The organism is Pseudescherichia sp. AS216 (assembly GCF_037152055.1).
Lineage (GTDB): Bacteria > Pseudomonadota > Gammaproteobacteria > Enterobacterales > Enterobacteriaceae > Pseudescherichia.
Window position 1 is genome coordinate 275,269 of sequence record NZ_JBBCMV010000005.1, and the last position, 24,329, is coordinate 299,597.

General features: G+C 57.7%; 26 protein-coding genes. 11 read left to right on the top strand and 15 right to left on the bottom strand.

The genetic code is table 11. The features are described 5' to 3' along the window. Nucleotides 1-24 precede the first annotated feature (24 nt). Both WFN61_RS16255 and WFN61_RS16260 read left to right on the top strand, forming a co-directional pair. Nucleotides 25-393, top strand: a complete 369-nt coding sequence (locus WFN61_RS16255; protein ID WP_257758938.1) for a type II toxin-antitoxin system RelE/ParE family toxin — start codon at nucleotides 25-27, stop codon at nucleotides 391-393. Then, nucleotides 380-679: a helix-turn-helix domain-containing protein gene (locus WFN61_RS16260; RefSeq protein WP_144817516.1), complete on the top strand. Its 300-nt coding sequence runs from the start codon at nucleotides 380-382 to the stop codon at nucleotides 677-679. Before WFN61_RS16255 ends, WFN61_RS16260 begins: the two co-directional genes overlap by 14 nt. 117 nt (nucleotides 680-796) lie before the next feature. Here the strand turns inward: WFN61_RS16260 and rsmI are convergent, their stop codons facing one another. Further along, the gene (rsmI, locus tag WFN61_RS16265; RefSeq protein ID WP_238082839.1) at nucleotides 797-1,657 is read right to left on the bottom strand and encodes a 16S rRNA (cytidine(1402)-2'-O)-methyltransferase; all 861 of its coding nucleotides are present in this window, start codon (nucleotides 1,655-1,657) and stop codon (nucleotides 797-799) included. Nucleotides 1,658-1,719: 62 nt separating this feature from the next. On the opposite strand from rsmI, the gene WFN61_RS16270 reads away from it, so the two are divergent. From WFN61_RS16270 to dolP, 4 genes are read left to right on the top strand one after another with little or no spacing between them, the layout of a single operon-like run. Continuing rightward, nucleotides 1,720-3,840 (top strand): penicillin-binding protein activator, encoded by a 2,121-nt coding sequence (locus WFN61_RS16270; RefSeq protein ID WP_337038944.1) that lies wholly within the window; start codon nucleotides 1,720-1,722, stop codon nucleotides 3,838-3,840. Further along, entirely contained in the window at nucleotides 3,798-4,196 is a 399-nt protein-coding gene (locus tag WFN61_RS16275) for a YraN family protein (RefSeq protein WP_144817513.1), read from the top strand. Before WFN61_RS16270 ends, WFN61_RS16275 begins: the two co-directional genes overlap by 43 nt. Before the next feature lie 20 nt (nucleotides 4,197-4,216). Further along, nucleotides 4,217-4,807 carry a DnaA initiator-associating protein DiaA gene (diaA, locus tag WFN61_RS16280; RefSeq protein ID WP_144817512.1) on the top strand — a complete coding sequence of 197 codons (591 nt, stop codon included), beginning with the start codon at nucleotides 4,217-4,219 and terminating at the stop codon, nucleotides 4,805-4,807. A 9-nt stretch (nucleotides 4,808-4,816) separates the two neighbouring features. Beyond that, complete coding sequence (dolP, locus tag WFN61_RS16285; protein WP_144817511.1) at nucleotides 4,817-5,392, top strand: division/outer membrane stress-associated lipid-binding lipoprotein; 576 nt, start codon at nucleotides 4,817-4,819, stop codon at nucleotides 5,390-5,392. Between the two features lie 53 nt (nucleotides 5,393-5,445). On the opposite strand, the gene WFN61_RS16290 is transcribed toward dolP, so the two are convergent. After that, a complete protein-coding gene (locus WFN61_RS16290) occupies nucleotides 5,446-6,486 on the bottom strand; it encodes a permease (protein ID WP_257758934.1) in 1,041 nt (346 codons plus the stop codon). Nucleotides 6,487-6,561: 75 nt separating this feature from the next. Beyond that, complete coding sequence (locus tag WFN61_RS16295; RefSeq protein ID WP_257758933.1) at nucleotides 6,562-7,209, bottom strand: NAD-dependent epimerase/dehydratase family protein; 648 nt, start codon at nucleotides 7,207-7,209, stop codon at nucleotides 6,562-6,564. A 124-nt stretch (nucleotides 7,210-7,333) separates the two neighbouring features. On the opposite strand from WFN61_RS16295, the gene WFN61_RS16300 reads away from it, so the two are divergent. Further along, nucleotides 7,334-7,852 (top strand): type 1 glutamine amidotransferase domain-containing protein, encoded by a 519-nt coding sequence (locus tag WFN61_RS16300; protein WP_144817508.1) that lies wholly within the window; start codon nucleotides 7,334-7,336, stop codon nucleotides 7,850-7,852. Here WFN61_RS16300 and WFN61_RS16305 read toward each other — a convergent pair. After that, complete coding sequence (locus WFN61_RS16305; protein WP_144817507.1) at nucleotides 7,838-8,275, bottom strand: YhbP family protein; 438 nt, start codon at nucleotides 8,273-8,275, stop codon at nucleotides 7,838-7,840. The two genes, WFN61_RS16300 and WFN61_RS16305, sit on opposite strands and share 15 nt — an antisense overlap. Nucleotides 8,276-8,313: 38 nt before the next feature. Here WFN61_RS16305 and WFN61_RS16310 point away from each other — a divergent pair, with 38 nt between their 5' ends. Then, nucleotides 8,314-8,631 carry a GIY-YIG nuclease family protein gene (locus WFN61_RS16310; RefSeq protein WP_257759087.1) on the top strand — a complete coding sequence of 106 codons (318 nt, stop codon included), beginning with the start codon at nucleotides 8,314-8,316 and terminating at the stop codon, nucleotides 8,629-8,631. Here the strand turns inward: WFN61_RS16310 and WFN61_RS16315 are convergent. Both WFN61_RS16315 and ubiT read right to left on the bottom strand, forming a co-directional pair. After that, a complete protein-coding gene (locus WFN61_RS16315) occupies nucleotides 8,618-9,121 on the bottom strand; it encodes a GNAT family N-acetyltransferase (protein WP_144817505.1) in 504 nt (167 codons plus the stop codon). The genes WFN61_RS16310 and WFN61_RS16315 overlap by 14 nt on opposite strands. Then, the gene (gene ubiT, locus WFN61_RS16320) at nucleotides 9,115-9,639 is read right to left on the bottom strand and encodes a ubiquinone anaerobic biosynthesis accessory factor UbiT (RefSeq protein WP_144817504.1); all 525 of its coding nucleotides are present in this window, start codon (nucleotides 9,637-9,639) and stop codon (nucleotides 9,115-9,117) included. Before ubiT ends, WFN61_RS16315 begins: the two co-directional genes overlap by 7 nt. A gap of 234 nt (nucleotides 9,640-9,873) precedes the next feature. Between ubiT and ubiU the strand changes: the two genes are divergently transcribed. From ubiU to WFN61_RS16335, 3 genes are all read left to right on the top strand, one after another. Further along, the gene (gene ubiU, locus WFN61_RS16325) at nucleotides 9,874-10,869 is read left to right on the top strand and encodes a ubiquinone anaerobic biosynthesis protein UbiU (protein ID WP_222889494.1); all 996 of its coding nucleotides are present in this window, start codon (nucleotides 9,874-9,876) and stop codon (nucleotides 10,867-10,869) included. A gap of 8 nt (nucleotides 10,870-10,877) precedes the next feature. Next, nucleotides 10,878-11,753, top strand: a complete 876-nt coding sequence (locus WFN61_RS16330; protein ID WP_436880903.1) for a U32 family peptidase — start codon at nucleotides 10,878-10,880, stop codon at nucleotides 11,751-11,753. Nucleotides 11,754-11,833: 80 nt separating this feature from the next. Beyond that, on the top strand, nucleotides 11,834-12,841 hold the full coding sequence (locus WFN61_RS16335; protein WP_144817704.1) for a luciferase-like monooxygenase: 1,008 nt from the start codon (nucleotides 11,834-11,836) through the stop codon (nucleotides 12,839-12,841). Nucleotides 12,842-12,893: 52 nt separating this feature from the next. Here the strand turns inward: WFN61_RS16335 and mtr are convergent, their stop codons facing one another. From mtr to infB, 9 genes are all read right to left on the bottom strand, one after another. Then, nucleotides 12,894-14,138: a tryptophan permease gene (gene mtr, locus WFN61_RS16340; RefSeq protein ID WP_312178117.1), complete on the bottom strand. Its 1,245-nt coding sequence runs from the start codon at nucleotides 14,136-14,138 to the stop codon at nucleotides 12,894-12,896. 134 nt (nucleotides 14,139-14,272) lie between these two features. Then, nucleotides 14,273-16,198 carry a DEAD/DEAH family ATP-dependent RNA helicase gene (locus WFN61_RS16345; RefSeq protein ID WP_312282490.1) on the bottom strand — a complete coding sequence of 642 codons (1,926 nt, stop codon included), beginning with the start codon at nucleotides 16,196-16,198 and terminating at the stop codon, nucleotides 14,273-14,275. After that, the gene (yrbN, locus tag WFN61_RS20990; protein WP_144817703.1) at nucleotides 16,191-16,271 is read right to left on the bottom strand and encodes a protein YrbN; all 81 of its coding nucleotides are present in this window, start codon (nucleotides 16,269-16,271) and stop codon (nucleotides 16,191-16,193) included. Before yrbN ends, WFN61_RS16345 begins: the two co-directional genes overlap by 8 nt. Before the next feature lie 110 nt (nucleotides 16,272-16,381). After that, complete coding sequence (gene nlpI, locus WFN61_RS16350; protein WP_042390165.1) at nucleotides 16,382-17,266, bottom strand: lipoprotein NlpI; 885 nt, start codon at nucleotides 17,264-17,266, stop codon at nucleotides 16,382-16,384. Between the two features lie 112 nt (nucleotides 17,267-17,378). Continuing rightward, nucleotides 17,379-19,514, bottom strand: a complete 2,136-nt coding sequence (gene pnp / locus WFN61_RS16355; protein WP_144817500.1) for a polyribonucleotide nucleotidyltransferase — start codon at nucleotides 19,512-19,514, stop codon at nucleotides 17,379-17,381. Between the two features lie 243 nt (nucleotides 19,515-19,757). Then, complete coding sequence (gene rpsO, locus WFN61_RS16360; RefSeq protein ID WP_004385056.1) at nucleotides 19,758-20,027, bottom strand: 30S ribosomal protein S15; 270 nt, start codon at nucleotides 20,025-20,027, stop codon at nucleotides 19,758-19,760. A gap of 152 nt (nucleotides 20,028-20,179) precedes the next feature. Then, entirely contained in the window at nucleotides 20,180-21,127 is a 948-nt protein-coding gene (truB, locus tag WFN61_RS16365; RefSeq protein WP_144817499.1) for a tRNA pseudouridine(55) synthase TruB, read from the bottom strand. Next, the gene (gene rbfA / locus WFN61_RS16370; protein ID WP_312178120.1) at nucleotides 21,127-21,528 is read right to left on the bottom strand and encodes a 30S ribosome-binding factor RbfA; all 402 of its coding nucleotides are present in this window, start codon (nucleotides 21,526-21,528) and stop codon (nucleotides 21,127-21,129) included. Before rbfA ends, truB begins: the two co-directional genes overlap by 1 nt. An 82-nt stretch (nucleotides 21,529-21,610) precedes the next feature. Continuing rightward, complete coding sequence (gene infB, locus WFN61_RS16375; RefSeq protein WP_257758928.1) at nucleotides 21,611-24,325, bottom strand: translation initiation factor IF-2; 2,715 nt, start codon at nucleotides 24,323-24,325, stop codon at nucleotides 21,611-21,613. Between the last annotated feature and the right edge of the window lie 4 nt (nucleotides 24,326-24,329).

The following is a 24,329-nucleotide window of genomic DNA, read 5'->3' on the forward strand; positions in this document are numbered from 1 at the left end:
TTCCAGGTTATAGGATGAACCAAAATGTGGGAAGTCGTTACACGAGATTTGTTTGAGCATTGGCTAGCCATTCAAAATGATAATGTTCAGGAAGAAATATTAGCCATCTTAACAGTTTTGGAGCTCGAGGGGCCTATGCTTGGCCGACCATACGTGGATCACATCAAAGATTCATCGTATCCCAATATGAAGGAGTTAAGGGTACAGGTTGACGGGCATCCATTTAGAGTCTTTTTCGTATTTGATCCGGTCCGAAGAGCCATTATTTTGTGTGCAGGTAATAAGAAGAGCGAAAAAGAAAAATTGTTCTATAAACGTATGATTAAGTTAGCCGATGCTGAGTATAAATCGCATCTGCTTTTACTGGAGGTCAAAGAAAATGGCGACGCTTAAACAGTTGCTTGCACAACGCTCACCGGAAAGCCAGGAAAGGATCGCCGTGCGTGCAGCAGAGGTCCGTCAGGAAATTACTCTTGCGAAACTCCGGGAAGAGCTGCATGTATCGCAGGTACAGCTTGCTGCCGCGCTTGGCATTTCTCAGCCTTCTGTCGTTAAAATGGAGAAGGTAGATAACGATCCAAAACTCTCAACGTTAAAGCGCTACGTGGCTGCGCTGGGGGGTGAATTGACATTGGATGTTACCTTACCTGACGGTAAGCGGATCGCGTTACACCTCTAACAAGGCCTAACTTCGCCCCTATATAATGTTTTTGCCGGGCGGCGCTGCGCTTGCCCGGCCTACGCTACATCAGCAATTCCTTCCGACATTCTTCCGACACGCTGAATGTCGGTAATCTTACCCCTGCTGCTCCAGGGCGTGCTTATAAAGGGCATTTTTCTTCACGCCATGGATCTCGGCGGCCAGCGCGGCGGCTTTTTTCAGCGGCAGCTCGGCCTGAAGCAGTGCCAGAGTCCGCAGCGCATCGGCGGGCAGATCCTCTTCCTGAGCCTTATGCCCTTCGATAATCAGCACCATCTCCCCTTTGCGGCGATTTTCATCTTCCTTCACCCACGCCAGCAGCTCGCCGATAGGCGCGCCGTGAATTGACTCCCAGGTTTTGGTCAGCTCGCGGGCCAGCACGACATAGCGGGATTCCCCCAGCACGGTGCAGATGTCCTCCAGGCTATCGAGCAGGCGATGGGTAGACTCATAAAAAATCAGCGTGCGCGGCTCGGCCTCCAGCGCTTTTAACGTATCGCGGCGGCCTTTTGATTTGGCAGGCAGAAAGCCTTCATAGCAGAAGCGATCCGACGGCAGCCCGGCGGCGCTGAGGGCGGCAATCGCGGCACAGGGGCCAGGCAGCGGCACCACGCGGATCCCCGCCTCGCGGCAGGTGCGTACCAGATGGTAGCCAGGATCGTTGATCAGCGGCGTCCCGGCGTCAGAGACCAGAGCGATGTTCTGCCCCTCTTTCAGCTTCGCGACCAGCGTCTCTGCCTTCTGCTGCTCGTTATGATCGTGAAGGGCAAACAGGCGGGCGCTAATGGCAAAGTGCTGCAACAGCAGGCCGGTGTGGCGGGTATCCTCTGCGGCAACTAAATCAACGCTTTGCAACACGGTCAGCGCGCGCTGGGTGATATCAGCCAAATTCCCGATAGGAGTGGGTACAATATAGAGCTGACCTTGAGAATTCTCAGCCGATTCGTGTTGTTTCATTGTTTCATCCGTATTGCCGATTTAATATTGAGCATTGCGTAAAAAATATCACTGGATACAGAATGGTACAGTCAACATTTTTCCGTTTAAAAGCAGCGCGTTGTCTGCCCGTCGTGCTGGCCGCCCTGCTTTTTGCAGGCTGTGGGACACAGACGCCAGACCAGAGCAGCGCCCACATGCAGGGCACGGCGCAGGCGGACTCTGGCTTCTACCTAAGCCAGATGCAGCACAGCACAGATGATACCAAGACCAACTGGCAATTACTCGCCATTCGTGCCCTGCTGAAAGAGGGCAAAAGCCAGCAGGCAGGCGAGCTGTTTAACCAGCTGCCGCAGGAGCTGACCGATACCCAGCGTAAAGAGCAGTCGCTGCTGGCCGTCGAGCTTAAGCTGGTACAGAAGGATTTTGCCGCTGCGCAGGCGCTGCTGGCTAAGCTGAAGCCTGCCGATTTCGAGGGTAACCAGCTGGCGCGCTACTGGCAGGCGCAGATTGACGCCAGCCAGGGCCGTCCGTCGCTGACGCTGCTGCGGGCCTTAATCGCCCAGGAGCCACTGCTGGCAGCAAAGGATAAGCAGGAAAATATCGATGCTACCTGGCAAGCGCTCTCTTCCATGACGCCGGAGCAGGCGCAGGCGCTGGTGATCAACGCCGATGAGAACGTGCTGCAGGGCTGGCTCGATCTACAGCGCGTCTGGTTCGATAACCGTACCGATCCGAATATGCTGAAGGCGGGCATCAGCGACTGGCAGACCCGCTATCCGCAAAACCCTGGCGCGAAGATGCTGCCAACGGCGTTAACCAACGTGCAGAATTTTAAACCCGCCTCCACCAACAAAATCGCCCTGCTGCTGCCTCTGAACGGCCAGGCCGCGGTCTACGGTCGTGCTATCCAGCAGGGCTTTGAGGCGGCGAAAAACGGTGTGCCTGCGGTGAGCGGCCCGGCAACGCCGGTTCAGGTTGCCCAGGCGGCGACGGCAGGAGACGCTGAGGTGGTGAGCCCCTCACAGGCGCCGGTGGATGAGCTGACCCAGACGCAGCCTGCTGCACCGGCGGAAGCGCCAGTGGCCGCCCCCGAAGCGACCCAGGCGCCAGCGCCCGCTGAAACCGCTGCGCCCGCTGAAAGCGCTGAAACCGCTGCGCCCGTAAACGCCCCTGAGGCGCAGACGCAGCCTGCCGCGACGCCAGCGGCGGCCAGCGCCCCGGCGAATCCGTCTGCCGATCTGAAAATTTACGACACCAGCTCGCAGCCGCTTGACCAGATCCTCAACCAGGTCCAGCAGGATGGGGCCAGCATCGTGGTCGGCCCGCTGTTAAAAGGTAACGTTGAAGAGCTGATGCGCAGCAACACCGCCCTTAACGTGCTGGCCTTGAACCAGCCGGAGTCGGTAGAGAGCCGGGCAAATATCTGCTACTTCGCCCTCTCGCCGGAGGATGAAGCCCGCGACGCCGCGCGTCACATGTGGGATCAGGGTCGCCGTGCGCCGCTGCTGCTGGTTCCGCGCAGCTCGCTGGGGGATCGGGTGACCACCGCCTTTGCCGAAGAGTGGCAGAAGCTGGGCGGCGGTACCGTGCTGCAGCAGAAGTTTGGCTCCACCGCTGAACTGAAAATGGGCATTAACGGCGGGTCTGGCATCGCCCTGACCGGCACGCCAGTCACCTCCAGCCTGCCGCAGCAGCAGGGCGTGACTATTGGCGGCCTGACCATCCCTGCCCCACCGACCGAGGCGCAGATCACCGGCGGCGGCAACGTCGATGCGGCCTATATTCTGGCAACGCCGAACGAGATCGCGCTCATCAAGCCGATGATTGCCATGCGCACCGGCAGCCACAGCGGTGCTGCCCTCTACGCCAGCTCACGCAGCGCGCAGGGCGGTGCAGGCCCGGACTTCCGTCTTGAGATGGAGGGGCTCCAGTTTAGCGAGATCCCGATGCTGGCAGGCAGCAACCCTGCGCTGATGCAGCAGGCGCTGGGCAGCGTCAATAACGACTACTCGCTGGCACGCCTGTATGCCATGGGCGTTGACGCCTGGGCGCTGGCTAACCACTTCGCCCAGATGCGCCAGGTTCCCGGCTTTGAGATCAGCGGCAACACGGGCGATCTCTCGGCTACTCCCGACTGCGTGATTAACAGGAAGTTATCATGGCTCAAATACCAGCAGGGGCAGATCGTCCCGGCCAGTTAAGCCGTAAACAGACCGGCGACGCGTGGGAAGCAACGGCGCGCCGCTGGCTGGAGGGCAAAGGACTGCGCTTTGTCGCCGCCAACGTGCGTTCACGCGGCGGCGAGATTGACCTGATTATGCGTCAGGGCCCCACTACCGTGTTCGTTGAGGTACGCTACCGTAAGACAGCCCGGTACGGCGGCGCAGCGGCCAGCATCACCCGCAGCAAGCAGTTGAAACTCTTATCGGCGGCGCGTTTGTGGCTCGCCCGGCACAATGGGAGTTTTGACACTGTGGATTGCCGGTTCGATGTGATAGCCTTCACCGGAAATGATGTGGAGTGGATACAAGACGCCTTTAACGACCACTCATACTAGCTGACATTATAGGGATCACCGTGCTCGAAAGAATTAAAGTCTGCTTTACGGAAAGTATTCAAACCCAGATTGCGGCGGCGGAAGCCCTGCCGGATGCGATCTCCCGTGCAGCCATGACGCTGGTTCACTCCCTGCTTAACGGTAACAAAATCCTCTGCTGCGGCAACGGCACCTCTGCCGCCAACGCCCAGCATTTTGCTGCCAGCATGATCAATCGCTTTGAAACCGAGCGTCCGAGCCTGCCAGCGATTGCACTAAATACCGATAACGTGGTCTTAACCGCGATCGCCAACGAGCGACTGCACAATGAGATCTATGCCAAACAGGTGCGTGCACTAGGCCATGCTGGTGACGTGCTGCTGGCGATCTCTGCCCGGGGCAATAGCCGGGATATCGTGAAAGCCGTTGAGGCCGCCGTAACGCGCGATATGACCATCGTGGCCCTCACCGGCTACGACGGCGGCGAGCTGGCGGGTTTGCTGGGGCCACAGGATGTCGAAATTCGTATTCCGTCCCACCGCAGCGCACGCATTCACGAGATGCATATGCTGACGGTTAACTGCCTTTGCGATCTGATTGATAACACGCTTTTCCCTCACCAGGATGATTAAGGAGTAGACATGAAGGCATTTTCGCCCCTTGCGGTAATACTCTCCGCGCTGCTGCTTCAGGGATGTGTCGCAGCGGCCGTGGTTGGCAGCGCTGCCGTAGGCACCAAAGCAGCCACCGATCCGCGTACCGTGGGCACGCAGGTTGATGATGGAACGTTGGAGCTGCGCGTCAACAGCGCGCTGGCTAAAGATGAGCAGATTAAGAAAAGCGCACGCATTAACGTGACCGCTTACCAGGGTAAAGTCCTGCTGGTCGGCCAGGCACCGGATACCGAGCTGGCCTCCCGCGCGAAGCAGATAGCGATGGGCGTCGATGGGGCAACCGAGGTCTATAACGAGATCCGTCAGGGCCAGCCAATCAGTCTGGGCACCGCCTCGTCAGACACCTGGATCACCACCAAAGTCCGCTCCCAGCTGCTGGGTAGCGATCAGGTGAAATCGTCGAACGTGAAGGTAACCACCGAAAACGGCGAGGTGTTCCTGCTGGGGTTGGTAACAGAGCGTGAAGGCCGCGCCGCCGCCGATACCGCCAGCCGCGTGTCCGGCGTCAAGCACGTGACCACGGCGTTTACGTTTATTAAGTAAGTATTGATAAGCCGGATGGCGCAGCGCCATCCGGCGATTTATCACAGTTTTTCTTACAGCAGAGCCAGCGCCCCCACAATCACCCCACTCACCGCCACCAGCCCACCGGTTAGCCACAGCGCTTTCGCCGGGAAGGATTTGCGCAGCATAATCAGCGACGGCAGGCTCACCGCCGGCAGCGTAATCAGCAGGGCCAGCGCGGGAGCCATGCCCATCCCGGCCATCATCATGGTCTGCACGACAGGAATTTCTGCCGCGGTTGGGATCACAAACAGACAGCCGACGATAGCCATCGCCACGACCCACATCAGCGAGTTGTCGATAGCGCCATCGGCGTGAGGGAAGAGCCAGACCCGCGCCGCACCCAGCAGCAGTACGGCCAGAATGTAGACCGGGATGGTGCTCCAGAACAGCGTCCACAGCGCCCGCCCCCAGCGGGCCATAAATCCGCCCTGCGGCTCGGCAGCGGTGGCCGTTTCAGGCAGGGACGACGGTCGGTCGCTCTCTTTCACCCAGCGCTGCACCAGCAGGGCAACGCCAGGTACAATCGCCAGACCGGCCAGCAGACGAATCAGAGCAAAATGCCACCCCAGGACAAAACCCATAAATACCAGCGTCGCCGGGTTAAGCAGCGGATTGCCCATCCAGAACGCCAGCGCGCCGCCCATCGATGCCTGCTGGCGGCGCAGCCCGGCGGTCACCGGCGCGGCGCAGCAGGAGCACATCATGCCGGGCACAGAGAAGAGCGTGCCGAACAGCGTGCCGCCCACGCGCTTCTGACCCAGGGTGCGCAGCAGCCAGTCGCGGGGAATAAGCACCTGCACCAGCGAGCCGAGGAGCACGCCCAGCACCGCCGCTTTCCAGACGGCGAGGAAGTAGACCATGGCATAGTCGAGCGCGGCCCGGAGCGGATCCGCCTCGGCGTTAGCAAGAATGGATTTGCCAATGCTGTGGGTTTCAGCGGCAGTAAAGGCTTTACCGTAGTAGGGCTGCCATTTCACATACCAAAGCCCAACGATAACAACGAGAAAAAAGAGTGCGGGCTTCCACCATTGGACAGGTGCTGCCGCATGAGATGAAGACTGACCAGTCATTGCATTCCCCGGAAAGATGTATGGATTATTATTAGCCGGAAGATACTACGCCTGACTGGATACTTTTGGAAACAGTTAATTCTCCTCTCCAATGGCAATCGCATGCAGCTGCTCGGAGGACAAAATAGTTACCCTCTCGCGGCAAGGAGAGAACGCCGTCAGCAGCATGGCGCGCGCCACGTCGCGGGCCTCGATGGATTTCCACCTGCCGGGCAGGAGGTGCATCATCGGCCCCAGCAGGGACTCGCCAAACCGCTGTTTTGCCCGACGACCCAGCAGCATCGCTGGACGGGCCAGGGTCAGGCGCGGCCACTCCTGCGCCATTAACGCCTCCTCCATCTTGCCTTTCACCCGGTTATAGAAAAAGGGCGAACCGGCATTGGCCCCCATCGCGCTGACCACCAGCATATGCTTCGCCCCGAGACGCAGCCCAGCCAGCGCGGTGTCCACCACCAGGGTGTAATCGGCGTGGATAAATGCCTCTTTGCTGCCCGCTTCCCGACGGGTTGTACCGAGGCAGCAGAAGACAGTATCGATAGGCGCGTTGACCTGCGCCAGCGCGTCGGTGAGCTGGCGATCGCAGGGGTTAAAGACCCCCGGCATGCCCAGCAGAGGCCGACGCGTCGGGGCGGCAATATAGTTAACCCGCGGCTCCTGAATGAGCATACGCAGCAGGTGTGAGCCCACCAGCCCGGTGGCTCCGGTAATCAGTACCTGACTCATCTCGTCCCCTTTTGCAGATTAGTCCGCCTTGCAATGTGAGATCGCTGAACCACACTTATTCATACGTCATTATTAACGATAGATGGCGAAATAACCCATCCAGAGCAAAAACAATGGAGGTAACATGGGCAAGAAAATCGCAGTCTTGATCACCGATGACTTTGAAGATTCAGAATTCACTTCCCCGGCCGAGGCATACCGTAAGGCGGGCCACGAGGTGATCACCATTGAGAAAGAAGCCGGAAAAACGGTGAAGGGGAAACAGGGCGAAGCCAGCATCACGATCGATAAATCGATTGATGAGGTATCGCCGGACGAGTTTGATGCCCTTCTGCTGCCAGGCGGCCACTCTCCAGATTCACTGCGCGGTGACGAGCGTTTTGTCTCTTTTACCCGCGACTTCGTGAACTCCGGTAAGCCGGTATTTGCCATCTGCCACGGTCCACAGCTGCTGATCAGCGCTGAAGTGGTGCGCGGACGCAAGCTGACAGCGGTGAAACCGATCGTTATCGATCTGAAAAACGCTGGCGTAGAGTTTTACGATCAAGAAGTGGTAAATGATAACGATCAGCTGATCACCAGCCGTACGCCAGACGATCTGCCCGCGTTTAACCGGGAGACTCTGCGCCTACTGGGAGCCTGATCCTCGTAGCCAGTGAAGCTTTGTACCAAAGCCCAGCGTATTGTCGGTAAACTTAATTTCGTCCAGGGAAATCTCCCATACCGGGGCCGACAATGCTCTGGCAACCGGAAAGCGACGGTTATAGCGCTCACGCGCGGCCTCGCTTTCCGCTCCCTCCAGACGCCGGATCTCACCTTTAAACTGCACGCCGCGGATCAGCGCCACCGTTTTCGGCTGGCCGTTAACCGTGCCCGCCACCGGGGCGCGAGGCCCGCTCATTTGCGCATGACGGGTGCGATCCTCGCTCATCACGTAGAAGGCGACCTTCTGCGGATCGTAGTGATAGAAGGCGTTAGCACACCAAAGGTCGCCTTCGCTGGCGACGCACCATGTCACCACGTGCTGCTTTGCCAGCCAGCGATGAATGGCGGTGAGAGTTTCCATTTTTTGTCTACCTCATGCTAAGGTGCGCTCACCTTATCCTGTTAAATTCTGCTATGACGCCCTGGTTTCTCTATCTTATTCGTACCGCCGATGACGCGCTCTATACCGGCATCACTACTGACGTTGCCCGTCGCTTTACCCAGCATCAGACGGGAAAAGGGGCAAAGGCGCTGCGCGGCAAAGGCGAGCTGCGGCTGGCTTTCTCGGCACAAGTAGGTGAGCGTTCACTAGCGTTGAGAATCGAGTACCGCATTAAGCAGCTAACGAAGCGCCAGAAAGAGCGCCTCGTTGCCGGGGATGGATCGTTTGATACGCTGCTGGCGGCATTACAGCCCGAGGCGCTTAAACCCGATTGAAGTGATCGTGGTACTCCACCAGGCCATGCACGCCGTTCAAGGCATCATCCGCCAGACGATGCACCTGGAACGCGCTCTCGCTGCCCGGCCAGCGGCAGTGGAGATCGTAGCGTGCCGCCTGCTCAAAGCCGAGACGCTGATAAAAATCCGCCTCACCCAGCGCAACCACGGCGGCATAGCCAAACTCATTGAGCGAGTCCAGCCCCTCATACACCAGCTGGCGCGCCAGCCCCTGACCGCGATAGTGTTCATCCACCGCCAGCGGCGCAAGGCCAACCCACTGCAAATCTTCACCCTCAACGTCTACCGGACTAAAGGCAACGTAGCCAATAACCTGACCTTCATCATCGGTGGCGACAAGCCCTAACGTAATCAGGCCGTCTTCCCGCAGAGAGTGGACCAGGTTAGCTTCGCTCTCCCCGCCGAATGCACGGCGGAGAAGCGCATCAATGCCGGGGGCATCGATAGGTATTTCAACTCGAATCAGCATGGCTCACCTACAGAAGTTGGTTTGGTCGCAGGCGGGGCTTGCAGGCCAGCCTCGACGAACTCCGCCAGTTGCAGCAGCATAACGCGCAGCGGTTTGGGCATCTGCTCCAGTTCAATGGCGTCCATGAGGTTCTTAACATATAACCCCAGTTCGGTATCGCCCTCAATCACCAGCCGGCGCTGGAAGAATAGCGTGTCTGGATCCTGCTTGCGCGCGGCGATCATCAGCAGGTCGCTGGCATCAGCGCTAAAGCTGACGTCGGCAGCGGCAGACTCACGCACAATTAACTGCTCATTCTCAACGGATGTAAACCACCTGAGGCCAATATCGCGTACTTCAATGCTCAACCAGCGGCCCTCAAGGAATGCCAGCTCGCCATCCGCCAGCGCCTGCTGGAACTGCCAGCGCAGAAGCTGCTCCAGTACCTGACGTTTAAGCGCGAAAGGCGCGAGCTTTACCGGCACGCTAAGCAGAGACGGCGCGGCATGAACGAGACGTGAGCGCAGTATATCCAACACAAGCTTTACTCCCTGATATGAAAAGTCTGGCTATTCTGCCATAACCTCAAATCCACATAGCGGCATAAATCAACAATTGCGAAGATGAAACTACCCCTTATTCCTCCCATCAATACGCGATTAGCTGCCTTAAATCAAAAATTGTCGCCGGAGGGTTAACTAAAATCCCAGCTCGTTAACAATTTTGCACCTTATCGGTGCGCGGGCCATCTGGCCCCTGACCTGGGATACACTATGGAGTTGCTCTGCCCGGCCGGAAATCTTCCGGCGTTGAAGGCGGCTATCGAAAACGGTGCCGACGCTGTTTATATAGGCCTGAAGGATGATACCAACGCCCGCCATTTTGCGGGTCTCAACTTCACCGAGAAAAAGCTGCAGGAAGCGGTAAGCTTTGTCCATCAGCGGCGCAAAAAGCTGCATATTGCGATCAATACCTTTGCTCACCCCGACGGCTACGCGCGCTGGCAGCGGGCGGTGGATATGGCCGCCCAGCTGGGGGCTGACGCGCTGATCCTCGCCGACCTGGCGATGCTGGAGTATGCGGCCGAGCGCTACCCACACATTGAGCGCCACGTTTCGGTGCAGGCTTCGGCCACCAACGACGAGGCGATCCGCTTCTATCACCGCCACTTTGACGTTGCCCGCGTGGTGCTGCCCCGCGTGCTGTCTATTCATCAAGTGAAACAGCTGGCCCGCACCTCGCCGGTTCCGCTGGAGGTCTTTGCCTTCGGTAGCCTGTGCATTATGGCCGAGGGGCGCTGCTATCTCTCATCCTATTTAACCGGTGAATCCCCCAACACCGTGGGGGCCTGCTCCCCTGCCCGCTTTGTCCGCTGGCAGCAGACACCGCAGGGGCTGGAGTCGCGCCTTAATGAGGTGCTGATCGACCGCTATCAGGAGGGCGAGAACGCGGGGTATCCGACGCTGTGCAAAGGCCGCTACCACGTCGACGGCGAGCGCTACCACGCCCTGGAAGAGCCTACCAGCCTGAATACGCTGGAGCTGCTGCCCGAGCTTCTGGCAGCAAATATCGCCTCGGTAAAAATCGAGGGTCGTCAGCGCAGCCCGGCCTATGTCAGCCAGGTGGCAAAGGTGTGGCGTCAGGCGATCGACCGCTGCATGGCTGCGCCCGATCGCTATGCCCCGCAGCCGGCGTGGATGGAGACCCTCGGCGCGATGTCTGAAGGCACGCAGACCACCCTTGGCGCCTATCACCGTAAATGGCAGTGAGAGACAAGATGAAATATTCATTAGGACCGGTTCTCTACTACTGGTCAAAAGAGACGCTGGAGGATTTCTACCAGCAGGCCGCCAGCAGCAGCGCCGATACCATTTACCTGGGCGAAGCGGTATGCAGCAAGCGCCGGGCCACTAAAGTAGGCGACTGGCTGGCGATGGCGAAATCCCTCGCGGGAAGCGGCAAACAGGTCGTGCTCTCTACCCTGGCGCTGGTGCAGGCCGCCTCCGAACTGGGGGAGCTAAAGCGCTACGTAGAGAATGGCGACTTTCTGCTTGAGGCGAGCGATCTTGGCGTAGTAAACATGTGCGCCGAACGTAAGCTGCCCTTCGTCGCAGGGCATGCTCTGAACTGCTATAACGCAGTCACCCTCCGTCTGCTGCTGAAGCAAGGCATGGTGCGCTGGTGCATGCCGGTGGAGCTCTCCCGCGACTGGCTGGCGAACCTGCTTAATCAGTGCGACGAGCTTGGCATCCGCGAGCAGTTTGAGGTGGAGGTGTTGAGCTACGGTCATCTGCCGCTGGCCTACTCTGCCCGCTGCTTTACCGCCCGCTCCGAGGATCGCCCCAAGGACGAGTGCGAGACCTGCTGCATTAAGTATCCCACCGGGCGCAACGTGCTCTCTCAGGAGAACCAGCAGGTGTTTGTCCTGAACGGCATCCAGACCATGAGCGGCTATGTCTACAATCTTGGCAACGAGCTGACCTCGATGCAGGGGCTGGTAGATATGGTACGTCTCTCGCCGCTGGGAACCGAGACCTTCGCTATGCTCGACGCCTTTCGCGCCAATGAAAACGGCGGTGCGCCGCTGTCTCTGACAGCGAACAGCGACTGCAACGGCTACTGGAAGCGCCTCGCTGGCCTTGAGCTGGTTTGAAAAAAAGCTCACTTTGTTAACTACGGTAATCAATTTTTAATGCAGTATTAAAAGATTGCCGTCGACAAAGTGAGCATATGATGACTGACAAAACCGTTTCTTTCTCGGTGCTGGATTTAGCCCCGATCCCGCAGGGCGCTACGGCACGCGATGCGTTCCGCCGTTCCCTGGATTTAGCCCAGCTGGCAGAGAAGCGCGGCTATCGCCGCTTCTGGCTGGCCGAGCACCACAACATGACCGGCATCGCCAGCGCAGCAACGTCGGTGCTGATTGGCTATCTGGCCGCCAATACCCAGACGCTGCACCTCGGTTCCGGCGGCGTGATGCTGCCTAACCACGCTCCGCTGGTGATCGCCGAGCAGTTTGGTACCCTGAATACGCTCTATCCGGGGCGTATCGATCTGGGCCTGGGCCGTGCACCGGGCAGCGACCAGCGCACCATGATGGCCCTGCGCCGGCACATGAGCGGCGATATCGATAACTTCCCACGCGACGTGGCGGAGCTGGTGGACTGGTTTGACGCCCGCGATCCAAACCCGCACGTTCGTCCGGTACCGGGCTACGGGGAGAAGATCCCGGTGTGGCTGCTTGGTTCCAGCCTCTACAGCGCCCAGCTTGCCGCTCAGCAGGGGCTGCCGTTTGCCTTTGCGTCGCACTTTGCCCCGGATATGCTCTTCCAGGCGCTACACCTCTACCGCACGAACTTTAAACCCTCCGCACGGCTGGAGAAACCCTATGCGATGGTGTGCATCAACATTGTTGCCGCCGACAGCAACCGCGACGCGGAGTTTCTCCATACCTCGATGCAGCAGGCGTTTGTAAAGCTACGCCGGGGCGAAACCGGCCAGCTGCCGCCGCCGATTGCCGATATGGGATCCTTCTGGTCGCCGTCCGAGCAGTATGGCGTGCAGCAGGCGCTGAGCATGTCGCTGGTAGGGGATAAAGCTAAGGTGCGCCACGGGCTGGAAACACTTCTGCGCGAGACCGAGGCCGATGAGATCATGGTCAACGGCCAGATTTTCGATCACCAGGCGCGGCTGCACTCGTTTGAGCTGGCGATGCAGGTGAAAGAGGAATTATTGGGGTAAATTTGTTTTGCCGGGCGGCGCTAAGCTTGCCCGGCCTACGGTTGCTGGCGATCTAGTGATATACCGGTAATACGTTAAAGCTCGATAAAATGTGCACCACGGCATTGCCTACCCCGAACAGCAGGATCAGCGCAATCATCGGCTTCCCGCCCCAGACGCGGAACGTGGGGCTACCGAAGCGCTTGCGTGACGCACGCGCCAGCAGAGCCGGAACAATCGCTGCCCAGATGGTCGCCGCCAGCCCGGCATAGCCGATGGCGTAGAGGAAGCCGTTCGGCCACAGCAGCCCACCGACAATCGGCGGCAGGAAGGTCAGCAGCGCGGTTTTAAAGCGGCCGCTGGCGGAGTCGTCAAAGCCAAAAAGATCGGCCAGGTAATCAAACAGCCCCAGCGTCACCCCCAGAAACGAACTGGCGACCGCAAAGTTAGAGAACACCACCAGAAGCAGATCCAGACTGCGGCTATTCAACACGCCGCTCAGGGCCTGCACCAGCACGTCAATATTTCCCCCCTGCTGCGCAATGCCAACAAACGCCGGACGGGTGATATTCCCCATCGTCACCAGCAACCAGATGGTATACAGACCCAGCGCCAGCAGCGAACCGTAAGCAATGCAGCGTGTGATGGTGCGCGGATCCTTGCCGTAGTACTTCATCAGGCTTGGCACGTTGCCATGATAGCCAAACGAGGCGAGGCAAAATGGCAGGGTCATTAGCAGGTACGGCGTGTAGGAGGCGTGGCGCTCGGCGACGTTAAACAGCGTGGCGGGCTCGACGTGCCCCAGCAGGCTACCGAAGGTCAGGAAGAAAGTGATGACCTTTGCGCCCAGCACAATGGCTGTCATGCGGCTCACCGCACGGGTGGAGAGCCAGACGATAAACGCGACGATTAATGCAAAGCCCAATCCCGCCAGGCGCGGTGAAACGTTGAGCGACATCTCCGAGAAGGTGTGGTGCAAAATCGATCCGCTCGCCGAGATATAGGCGTAGGTCAGAATATAGAGCACAAAGGCAATAGAGACGCCGTTAACCAGGTTCCAGCCTTTGCCCAGCAGGTCACGGGTGATGGTGTCAAAGCTGGAGCCAATGCGGTAGTTGAGGTTGGCCTCCAGGATCATCAGCCCGGAGTGCAGCATACAGAACCAGGTAAAGACCAGCGCCGCAAGCGACCAGAAGAACCAGGCGCCCGACATCACCACCGGCAGCGAGAACATCCCTGCGCCAATAATGGTTCCTGCGATGATCACCACGCCGCCGAGCAGCGACGGAGTAGTATGGGTGGTGGAAAGCGTAGCCATTCTCTCTTCTCTCTAAAATGCGTTTCGCTGCGCATTGTACCAGTACATGAGTACATTACCGATAAAAAAAGCCCCGATTGTTGAGATCGGGGCTGGAACGCTTACTTTACAGTAACGTTTCTGCGCTTACACGCTTACGCGTCGTTGTTAAAACGACGGCGCGGCGTGGAGGCGTCATCACGGCGCGGACCGCGGCTTTCACGGCGCTCACCGCTGAAGCGACCAGCACCTGCTGGGGCAGAACCTTCGCGACGCGGGCCACGACCGCCTTCACGACGCTCGCCGCCGCCGAAGCTACGACGTTCGCCAGCCGGACGGTCACCGCCGCCACGGCGCTCACCACGTTCGTGCGGCTGTGCATCGCCCAGCAGCTGCATATTCATCGGCTTGTTCAGAATACGCGTGCGGGTGAAGTGCTGCAGAACTTCACCCGGCATGCCTTTCGGCAGCTCGATGGTGGAGTGAGAAGCGAACAGCTTGATGTTACCAATGTAACGGCTGCTGATGTCGCCTTCGTTAGCGATAGCGCCAACGATGTGACGCACTTCAACGCCATCATCACGGCCCACTTCAATGCGGTACAGCTGCATATCACCAGCGTCACGACGCTCGCGACGCGGACGGTCTTCACCACCACGCTCCGGACGGTCACCACGCGGGGCACGATCGTTACGGTCGCGCGGAGCACGTTCGTCACGGTCACGGAACTCACGCTTCGGACGCATCGGTGCATCTGGCGGTACGATCAGCGCACGTTCGCCCTGAGCCATCTTCAGCAGTGCTGCAGCCAGGGTTTCGATATCCAGCTCTTCGCCTTCCGCTGTCGGCTTGATCTGCGCCAGCAGAGCACGGTACTGATCCAGATCGCTGCTCTCCAGCTGCTGCTGAACTTTCGCGGCGAATTTTTCCAGACGGCGTTTGCCCAGCAGTTCTGCGTTCGGCAGATCGGCTTCTGGAATGGTCAGCTTCATGGTGCGTTCGATGTTACGCAGCAGACGACGCTCGCGGTTCTCAACGAACAGCAGCGCACGGCCTGCACGACCTGCACGACCGGTACGGCCGATACGGTGGACGTAAGACTCGGAGTCCATCGGGATGTCGTAGTTAACAACCAGGCTGATACGCTCTACGTCAAGGCCACGGGCCGCAACGTCGGTAGCGATCAGGATGTCGAGACGACCATCTTTCAGACGCTCCAGGGTCTGCTCACGCAGCGCCTGGTTCATGTCACCGTTCAGCGCGGCGCTGTTATAGCCGCTGCGCTCCAGCGCTTCAGCCACTTCCAGGGTCGCGTTTTTGGTACGGACGAAGATAATCGCCGCGTCAAAATCTTCCGCTTCCAGGAAACGCACCAGCGCTTCATTTTTACGCATGCCGTATACAGACCAGTAGCTCTGGCTGATGTCCGGGCGAGTCGTGACGCTGGACTGGATGCGCACTTCCTGCGGCTCGTTCATAAAGCGGCGGGTAATGCGACGGATCGCTTCCGGCATGGTGGCGGAGAAGAGCGCGGTCTGATGATCTGCCGGGATCTGCGCCATGATGGTTTCAACGTCTTCGATGAAGCCCATACGCAGCATTTCATCCGCTTCGTCCAGCACCAGGCCTTTCAGGCCGGAGAGGTTCAGCGTGCCACGTTTTAAGTGATCGAGCAGACGGCCCGGCGTACCCACAACAATCTGTGGGCCCTGGCGCAGGGCGCGCAGCTGCACGTCATAGCGCTGGCCGCCGTAAAGGGCAACCACGTTTACGCCGTGCATATGTTTAGAGAAGTCAGTCATCGCTTCAGCAACCTGAACGGCCAGTTCACGGGTTGGAGCGAGCACAAGGATCTGCGGCGCGCGCAGGTCCGGATCAATGTTGTTCAGCAGCGGCAGCGAGAACGCTGCGGTTTTACCGCTACCGGTCTGGGCCATACCCAGCACGTCACGACCAGAGAGCAGGTGCGGAATGCACTCAGCCTGGATCGGAGAAGGTTTTTCGTAACCGAGATCGTTAAGCGCCTCAATAATAGAAGGTTTCAGCCCAAGATCGGAAAAAGTGGTTTCGAATTCAGCCATGTAGTACGAGTGCCTCAATGTCATTGGCGGCCAGTCTACATAACTCATCGTGAAAATAATTAGCAATTTTCATTGAAAAGTGTGAACCGGCTCAAAGTAGGTGTATTGACGAACAACAACGCCCTCACCCGCGAAGATGATGGCAATCAAAAAAAGATTGTGGGCTGATGTTTATGTCGTCAGCTATTGCTGGTCCGATTCTGCCAGGTCGTCTTGCTCCTGGCCCAAGAGCGATAATTCCAACAATGCATAACGGTGCTCAACATAGTTGTGTACGTTGTTAGCAACCGCTAATTTGAACAGTGCCGTAGCGCTGTCCTTTTCCCCCAGACTTAGGTAGTACTTACCTAAATAGAAGTTGGTTTCACTGAGATGCTCAGCGAGCGAGGTGTTATCCGTTGCGTCCGCCTTCAGGCGCTCCATTAACGTTTTTTCGTCAATGTTGCCCAGGTAGAACTCGACAATGTTCCATCCCCATTGCTCCTTGTCCGATTTCTCGAAGCGCTGTTCCAGTGCTTCTTTCGCCTGCTTCTCATCGAGCTTCTGCTCGGCGAGATAAAGCCACAGACTGCGGAAAGGATCGTTGGGATCGTCTTGATAAAACGCTAGCAGATCATCTTGCGCTAACTTGTCACGACCGCCGTAGTAGAGAGCGATACCGCGATTCAAGTGCGCGTAGTTGTAAGTTGGATCAAGCTCAAGTACAGAATCAAACGCTTCATAGGCAGCATCAAAATTGCCTGCCTGCGTTAAGTAAATGCCAAGGTAGTTGAATACCTCAGGCATATCGGGTCGGATTGCCAGCGCTTGTGAAAAATCATTTCGCGCTAGTGCCCTCAGACCGAGACTATCATACAACACTCCGCGCTCATATAAAAGCTGCGCGCGTTCATCATCGGTTAAAGCCCGACTGGCAAGAATTTGTTCCATACGTGCCAGAATCACTTCCTGCTGCAAAGTCGGTTGCAATGGCACTGCGAGGACTTCGTTCTTACGCCAGGCAGAGTTGCTGCATCCTGCCAGCGTTAGAGCTGTCGCAACGAAACACCAGCGCAAAAAAGGCTTCATTTCCTACTCCCGAAGACAACAAAAGGTTGAACGTCCTGTCCCCCGGCTGCAATCATGGCATCCTGCCCGGTTGTAAAAGCTCCCCGCCAGCGGCGAGGAGCTCATCGCAACGTTACTCGCCCTGGTCTGCTGCCGGCGCCTGCGGCGCGTCAGTGGACGGAGACTGCTCGGTTGCTTCTTTGATGCTCAGACGGACACGGCCCTGGCGGTCAACTTCCAGAACTTTTACCGGCACTTCCTGACCCATCTGCAGGTAGTCGGTCACTTTCTCAACGCGCTTGTCAGCGATCTGAGAGATGTGAACCAGACCCTCTTTACCGCCACCGATGGCAACGAACGCGCCAAAGTCAACGATACGGGTCACTTTACCATTGTAGATACGGCCAACTTCGATCTCAGCGGTGATCTCTTCGATACGACGGATAGCGTATTTCGCTTTCTCGCCGTCGGTCGCAGCGATCTTCACGGTACCGTCATCTTCGATTTCGATGGTGGTGCCGGTCTCTTCGGTCAGGGCACGGATAACAGAGCCGCCTTTACCGATAACGTCTTTGATCTTGTCCGGGCTGATCTTGATGGTGTGGATACGCGGTGCAAACTGCGAGATGTCGCCGCGCGGCGCGTTGATTGCCTGCTCCATCACACCCAGAATATGCAGACGTGCACCTTTCGCCTGGTTCAGCGCAGCGTGCATGATCTCTTTGGTGATGCCTTCAATTTTGATATCCATCTGCAGGGCAGAGATACCTTCGCGGGAGCCCGCTACTTTGAAGTCCATATCACCCAGGTGATCTTCGTCGCCCAGAATATCGGACAGTACGACAAAGTTGTCACCCTCTTTCACCAGACCCATCGCGATACCTGCCACGGCGGCTTTGATCGGCACACCGGCGTCCATCAGTGCCAGCGAAGCGCCGCACACGGAAGCCATAGAGGAGGAGCCGTTGGATTCGGTGATTTCAGATACCACACGTACGGTGTACGGGAACTTCTCGGTGTCCGGCATCACTGCCAGTACGCCGCGCTTCGCCAGACGACCGTGACCAATTTCACGACGCTTCGGCGAGCCCACCATACCGGTTTCACCTACGGAGTACGGAGGGAAGTTATAGTGGAACAGGAAGCTGTCGGTACGATCGCCCATCAGCTCGTCAATGTTCTGCGCATCACGTGCGGTACCCAGGGTCGCGGTAACCAGCGCCTGCGTTTCGCCACGGGTGAACAGCGCGGAGCCGTGAGTACGCGGCAGCACGCCAGTACGCACGTCCAGACCACGGATCATATCTTTTTCACGACCGTCGATACGCGGCTCGCCTGCCAGCACGCGGCTACGCACCACGTTTTTCTCGATGGCGTGCAGAATGTCGCCCAGCTCGTTAGCGTCCAGAGAGTCGTCTTCAGCAACCAGGGTAGCGATAGTTTCAGATTTGATCGCGTCAACCTGAGTGTAACGCTCCTGCTTGTCGGTGATGCGGTAAGCATCGCTCAGACGGGATTCTGCCAGCGCAGCAACGCGTGCGTTCAGCGCTGCGTCAACCACTTCCGGCTGCCAGTCCCAACGCGGTTTACCCGCTTCTTTCACCAGGTCGTTGATGTTCTGGATCACGATCTGCTGCTGCTCGTGGCCAAATACCACTGCGCCCAGCATCTGATCTTCGCTCAGCAGTTCTGCTTCGGATTCAACCATCAGCACAGCAGCTTCGGTACCGGCAACCACCAGGTCCAGCTTGCTCTCTTTCAGCTCGTCCTGAGTCGGGTTCAGAACGTACTGGTCGTTGATGTAACCAACACGCGCCGAGCCGATTGGGCCGTTGAACGGAATACCGGACAGGGAGAGGGCTGCGGATGCACCAATCATCGCCACGATGTCTGGGTTAACCTGCGGGTTAACGGAAACCACGGTCGCGATAACCTGCACTTCGTTAACGAAGCCTTCCGGGAACAGCGGGCGAACCGGGCGGTCAATCAGACGCGCGATCAGGGTTTCGCCTTCGCTTGGACGGCCTTCACGACGGAAGAAGCCACCCGGGATTTTACCGGCAGCGTAGGTACGCTCCTGGTAGTTAACGGTCAGCGGGAAGAAGTCCTGGCCCGGCTTGGCCTTTTTCTGGCCTACAACGGTAACGAAGACCGCGGTGTCGTCCATGCTTACCATAACGGCAGCCGTCGCCTGACGGGCCATCATGCCGGTTTCCAGCGTCACGGTATGCTGACCGTACTGGAATTTACGAATGATCGGATTAAGCAAAATTTTACCCTTTCTCAAATGTTTGACAGCACACCTTGCGGCGTGCTGACGTTAAACCCGATCCTCAGTGCATCCTCGCGACTAATGACAACCGACACCCCCATGGGTGAAGCCTCTCATTAGCCGCGCGAACCTCTGCAACGAAGATCATTCAAAGCAACAATACAATAGTTTAGAGTGAATTGCTGCCGTCTGGTTGAAAAAAGGGGCCATCAAGGCCCCTTTCTCTGAAACTCGCCAGACTTAGCGACGCAGACCCAGACGCTCGATCAGCGCAGTGTAGCGTGCAACATCTTTACGTTTCAGGTAGTCGAGCAGTTTACGACGCTGAGATACCATACGCAGCAGACCACGACGGCTGTGGTGATCTTTTTTGTGCTCTGCAAAGTGACCCTGCAGGTGGTTGATCTGAGCAGTCAGCAGGGCAACCTGTACTTCGGTAGAACCGCTGTCATTTTCGCCACGACCGAACTCGGAAACGATTTTTGCTTTAGCTTCAACGCTTAGAGACATTTTGAACTCCAAAATTAAAAGAATGAAAGGATGCCGATCTCTAATTCAGCGATCCCAGATTTAACGCCCGCTCGCTGTTACACAGCTAACGCGACGTTAAGCGGCAATATTCTACTCGCAGTACCCTGTTATCGCAAGGTAGCTGCATAAGCTTATGCCGCCGGATACTCTACGACAAGTCGACGCGGGGCAACGCGGCCCTCATCGTCAATCTCGCCCATGCCGATGAACTTGCCTTCGTCACCTTCCGTCACGCGCACCAGCCCGTTCAGCGGCGCGCCCGTGGTGCGTACCGGGTTACCGTTCTTGAAGTAGACCGACGAGGTCAGCGGCAGATTGACTACCGGGAAGTCCGCAGCCGGGCTGTCCATTGGCATCAGCAGCGGATCCAGCAGTTGTGCTGCGGGTCGCGCCTGCTGCTCAGCCTGTTCGACCAGCGCGTGGAGCTGCTCCAGGGTCACCATGCGATCCACCGGATAGGTGCTAACGGCCAGGCGACGCAGGAAGGTCACGTGTGCGCCACAGCCCAGCTTCTCACCGAGATCGTCAATGATAGTGCGGATATAGGTGCCTTTCGAGCAGTGAACTTCCAGCTCCAGCTCGTTGTCTTCGTGGCGAATAAACAGCAGCTCGTAGACGGTAATGGGCCGGGCTTCACGCGGCACCTCAATGCCCTGACGCGCGTACTCATAGAGCTTTTTGCCCTGGTACTTAAGCGCCGAGTACATCGATGGAACCTGCATTGTGTCGCCACGAAAACTCTCCAGCGCGTCAGCAAGCTGTTGCGCACTAAAGGTCACCGGGCGCTCCTCAACGATTTCACCATCCGCATCGGAGGTATCGGTGCGCTGGCCGAGGCGAGCAACCACCCGGTAGCGTTTATCGGAGTCCAGCAGGTACTGGGAAAACTTTGTCGCCTCGCCCAGGCAGATCGGCAGCATGCCGGTCGCCAGCGGATCCAGCGCGCCGGTATGCCCGGCACGGTTGGCGTTATAGAGGCGCTTTACTTTTTGCAGCACGTCGTTGCTGGACATCCCCTGGGGCTTATCCAGCAGCAGCACGCCGTGCACGTCGCGACCGCGACGACGAGGACGACTCATCAGTCCTCCTTGCTGTCGTCCGGGTTGACGCGACGCTCATCGTCCTGTCGCACCACGTTGGTCACCAGGTTAGACATGCGCATCCCCTCGACCAGCGAGTTGTCGTAGAAGAAGGTCAGCTCCGGCACGATACGCAGGCGCATGGCTTTGCCAAGCAGCGAGCGGATAAAGCCAGACGCTTCCTGCAACGCTTTGAGGCCCGCTTTCACCGCGGCTTCATCTTTGTCGTTCAGGAAGGTAACAAACACTTTGGCATAGGCCAGATCGCGGGACATTTCGACACCGGAAACGGTGGTCATCATGCCCAGACGCGGATCTTTGATTTCGCGCTGCAGGATCATTGCAATCTCTTTCTGCATCTCCTGGGCCACGCGCTGTGGGCGACCAAATTCTTTCGCCATAATAAATTCTCCAGACAAAAAAGGGGCCATTAGCCCCTTTTAATATGATTGCCGGGTGACGCGAGGCGATCCCGGCCTACAATCACTCGATGCTACGTTTGATCTCGATAATCTCGAACACTTCGATCATATCGCCAACGCGAACGTCGTTGTAGTTCTTCACGCCGATACCACATTCCATGCCGTTACGGACTTCGTTAACGTCATCTTTGAAGCGGCGCAGGGACTCCAGCTCGCCTTCGTAGATAACCACGTTGTCACGCAGAACGCGGATTGGGTTGTGACGTTTAATCGTGCCTTCGGTAACCATACAGCCTGCGATAGCGCCGAATTTCGGTGATTTGAACACGTCACGCACTTCAGCCAGACCGATGATCTGCTGTTTCAGCTCAGGCGACAGCATGCCGCTCATCGCTGCTTTCACTTCGTCGATCAGATGATAGATGACGGAGTAGTAGCGCAGATCCAGGCTCTCAGCGTCGATAACTTTACGCGCGGAGGCGTCAGCACGGACGTTGAAGCCAACCAGGATGGCGTTGGACGCCGCAGCCAGGGTCGCGTCGGTTTCGGTGATACCACCTACGCCGGAACCGATGATCTTCACTTTAACTTCGTCAGTAGAGAGTTTCAGCAAGGAGTCGGAGATCGCTTCCACAGAGCCCTGTACGTCAGCTTTCAGCACGACGTTCACTTCGTGAACTTCGCCCTCGGTCATGTTAGCAAACATGTTCTCGAGTTTAGATTTCTGCTGGCGTGCCAGTTTAACTTCACGGAATTTGCCCTGACGGTACAGCGCAACTTCACGCGCTTTCTTCTCGTCACGCACCACGGTCACTTCGTCACCCGCAGCCGGCACGCCGGAGAGACCGAGGATCTCAACCGGAATAGACGGACCCGCTTCCAGCACTTCCTGACCCAGTTCGTTACGCATCGCACGCACGCGGCCATATTCGAAGCCACACAGAACGATGTCGCCCTTGTTCAGGGTACCTTCACGAACCAGCACGGTAGCAACCGGACCACGACCTTTATCCAGGAAGGATTCGATAACCGCACCGCTCGCCATGCCTTTACGTACCGCTTTCAGCTCAAGAACTTCAGCCTGCAGCAGGATAGCGTTCAGCAGGTCATCGATACCGGTACCCGCTTTCGCCGACACAGGGATGAACTGAGATTCACCGCCCCACTCTTCCGGCATAACGCCGTACTGGGAGAGTTCGTTCTTAACGCGGTCCATGTCAGCTTCTGGCTTATCGATTTTGTTCACCGCAACCACGATAGGCACCTGCGCCGCTTTCGCGTGCTGGATAGCTTCGATGGTCTGCGGCATCACGCCGTCGTCAGCTGCAACGACCAGCACAACGATATCCGTTGCCTGCGCACCACGAGCACGCATAGAGGTAAACGCGGCGTGGCCCGGGGTATCCAGGAAGGTGATCATACCGTTGTCGGTTTCAACGTGGTATGCACCGATATGCTGGGTAATGCCACCCGCTTCGCCAGAGGCTACTTTCGTTGAACGAATGTAGTCGAGCAGCGAGGTTTTACCGTGGTCAACGTGACCCATGATGGTCACGACCGGCGCGCGCGGTTCTGCCGCAGCGCCTGTATCACGGTCGCTCATTACCGCTTCTTCCAGCTCGTTTTCACGACGCAGGATAACTTTGTGGCCCATCTCTTCGGCCACCAGCTGTGCGGTTTCCTGGTCGATAACCTGGTTGATGGTCGCCATTGCACCCAGCTTCATCATCGCTTTGATGACCTGAGAGCCTTTAACGGCCATCTTGTTGGCCAGCTCGCCCACGGTGATGGTTTCGCCAATCACAACGTCACGGTTAACGGCCTGGGCTGGTTTCTGGAAGCCCTGCTGTAAAGAGGAGCCTTTACGCTTGCCGCCTTTACCGCCGCGACCCGCTGCACGTGCTTCTTCACGGTCAGCTTTAGATTCAGCGTGCTTGTTGCCCTTCTTCTGAGGACGCGCAGCTTTTGTAGCAGTACGGGTACGGCTACGGCCGCCTTCTACTTCGCGATCGTTCTCGTCTTCAGCCTGGCGAGCATGCTGAGAGGTCGTTACGTGATAATCGCTGGTGTCTTCGGTTTCTACAGGTTCGATAACCCCGTTCCTCTCGTTTTCTTCCGCCATACGGCGTGCTTCTTCTGCTACGCGACGTGCTTCTTCTTCAAGCTTACGACGCGCTTCTTCTTCGGCTTTACGCTTCAGCTCTTGCGCTTCGGCTTCACGACGTGCTTTTTCAGCCTGGGCAGCTTTGGTCATTTCGTCAGATGGTTGATTGCTCACTTTGCTCGTTTCCGCAGCGTCGCGCTTCGCCGTATCAGCGGTGTCGCGTTTCGCTTTTTCTTCGGCTTCACGTTTCGCTTTCTCTTGTGCGTCACGCTTGGCTTTGTCCTCGGCTTCACGCTTCGCAGCTTCCTCTGCTTCACGCGTTGCCTTCTCTTCCGCTTCGCGCTTCGCCTCTTCTTCCGCGGCGAGACGTTCAGCCTCTTGCGGATCGCGTTTTACAAAGGTGCGCTTTTTACGGACTTCGATCTGCACCGATTTACTCTTCCCGCCGGTGCCAGGGATATTCAGCGTGCTGCGCGTTTTGCGCTGCAGCGTCAGCTTGTCCGGCGCAGAACCGTGTTCACGGTTCAGGTGCGCCAGCAGCGTCTGTTTCTCTTGCGCTGTGACTGAGTCTTCAGCAGCCTTCGGGATCCCTGCATCAGCAAATTGCTGTACCAGGCGGTCTACGGAGGTCTGAATCTCAGCGGCCAGCGTTTTTACGGTTACATCTGTCATGCTG

What these genes read in the sequence shown, in the direction of transcription:
- WFN61_RS16255 (WP_257758938.1), top strand. Translation starts at nt 25, where the DNA reads ATGTGGGAAGTCGTTACACGAGATTTGTTTGAGCATTGGCTAGCCATT.
- WFN61_RS16260 (WP_144817516.1), top strand. Translation starts at nt 380, where the DNA reads ATGGCGACGCTTAAACAGTTGCTTGCACAACGCTCACCGGAAAGCCAG.
- rsmI (WP_238082839.1), bottom strand. Translation starts at nt 1,657, where the DNA reads ATGAAACAACACGAATCGGCTGAGAATTCTCAAGGTCAGCTCTATATT.
- WFN61_RS16270 (WP_337038944.1), top strand. Translation starts at nt 1,720, where the DNA reads ATGGTACAGTCAACATTTTTCCGTTTAAAAGCAGCGCGTTGTCTGCCC.
- WFN61_RS16275 (WP_144817513.1), top strand. Translation starts at nt 3,798, where the DNA reads ATGGCTCAAATACCAGCAGGGGCAGATCGTCCCGGCCAGTTAAGCCGT.
- dolP (WP_144817511.1), top strand. Translation starts at nt 4,817, where the DNA reads ATGAAGGCATTTTCGCCCCTTGCGGTAATACTCTCCGCGCTGCTGCTT.
- WFN61_RS16290 (WP_257758934.1), bottom strand. Translation starts at nt 6,486, where the DNA reads ATGACTGGTCAGTCTTCATCTCATGCGGCAGCACCTGTCCAATGGTGG.
- WFN61_RS16295 (WP_257758933.1), bottom strand. Translation starts at nt 7,209, where the DNA reads ATGAGTCAGGTACTGATTACCGGAGCCACCGGGCTGGTGGGCTCACAC.
- WFN61_RS16300 (WP_144817508.1), top strand. Translation starts at nt 7,334, where the DNA reads ATGGGCAAGAAAATCGCAGTCTTGATCACCGATGACTTTGAAGATTCA.
- WFN61_RS16305 (WP_144817507.1), bottom strand. Translation starts at nt 8,275, where the DNA reads ATGGAAACTCTCACCGCCATTCATCGCTGGCTGGCAAAGCAGCACGTG.
- WFN61_RS16315 (WP_144817505.1), bottom strand. Translation starts at nt 9,121, where the DNA reads ATGCTGATTCGAGTTGAAATACCTATCGATGCCCCCGGCATTGATGCG.
- ubiU (WP_222889494.1), top strand. Translation starts at nt 9,874, where the DNA reads ATGGAGTTGCTCTGCCCGGCCGGAAATCTTCCGGCGTTGAAGGCGGCT.
- WFN61_RS16330 (WP_436880903.1), top strand. Translation starts at nt 10,878, where the DNA reads ATGAAATATTCATTAGGACCGGTTCTCTACTACTGGTCAAAAGAGACG.
- WFN61_RS16335 (WP_144817704.1), top strand. Translation starts at nt 11,834, where the DNA reads ATGACTGACAAAACCGTTTCTTTCTCGGTGCTGGATTTAGCCCCGATC.
- mtr (WP_312178117.1), bottom strand. Translation starts at nt 14,138, where the DNA reads ATGGCTACGCTTTCCACCACCCATACTACTCCGTCGCTGCTCGGCGGC.
- WFN61_RS16345 (WP_312282490.1), bottom strand. Translation starts at nt 16,198, where the DNA reads ATGGCTGAATTCGAAACCACTTTTTCCGATCTTGGGCTGAAACCTTCT.
- yrbN (WP_144817703.1), bottom strand. Translation starts at nt 16,271, where the DNA reads ATGAAAATTGCTAATTATTTTCACGATGAGTTATGTAGACTGGCCGCC.
- nlpI (WP_042390165.1), bottom strand. Translation starts at nt 17,266, where the DNA reads ATGAAGCCTTTTTTGCGCTGGTGTTTCGTTGCGACAGCTCTAACGCTG.
- rpsO (WP_004385056.1), bottom strand. Translation starts at nt 20,027, where the DNA reads ATGTCTCTAAGCGTTGAAGCTAAAGCAAAAATCGTTTCCGAGTTCGGT.
- truB (WP_144817499.1), bottom strand. Translation starts at nt 21,127, where the DNA reads ATGAGTCGTCCTCGTCGTCGCGGTCGCGACGTGCACGGCGTGCTGCTG.
- rbfA (WP_312178120.1), bottom strand. Translation starts at nt 21,528, where the DNA reads ATGGCGAAAGAATTTGGTCGCCCACAGCGCGTGGCCCAGGAGATGCAG.
- infB (WP_257758928.1), bottom strand. Translation starts at nt 24,325, where the DNA reads ATGACAGATGTAACCGTAAAAACGCTGGCCGCTGAGATTCAGACCTCC.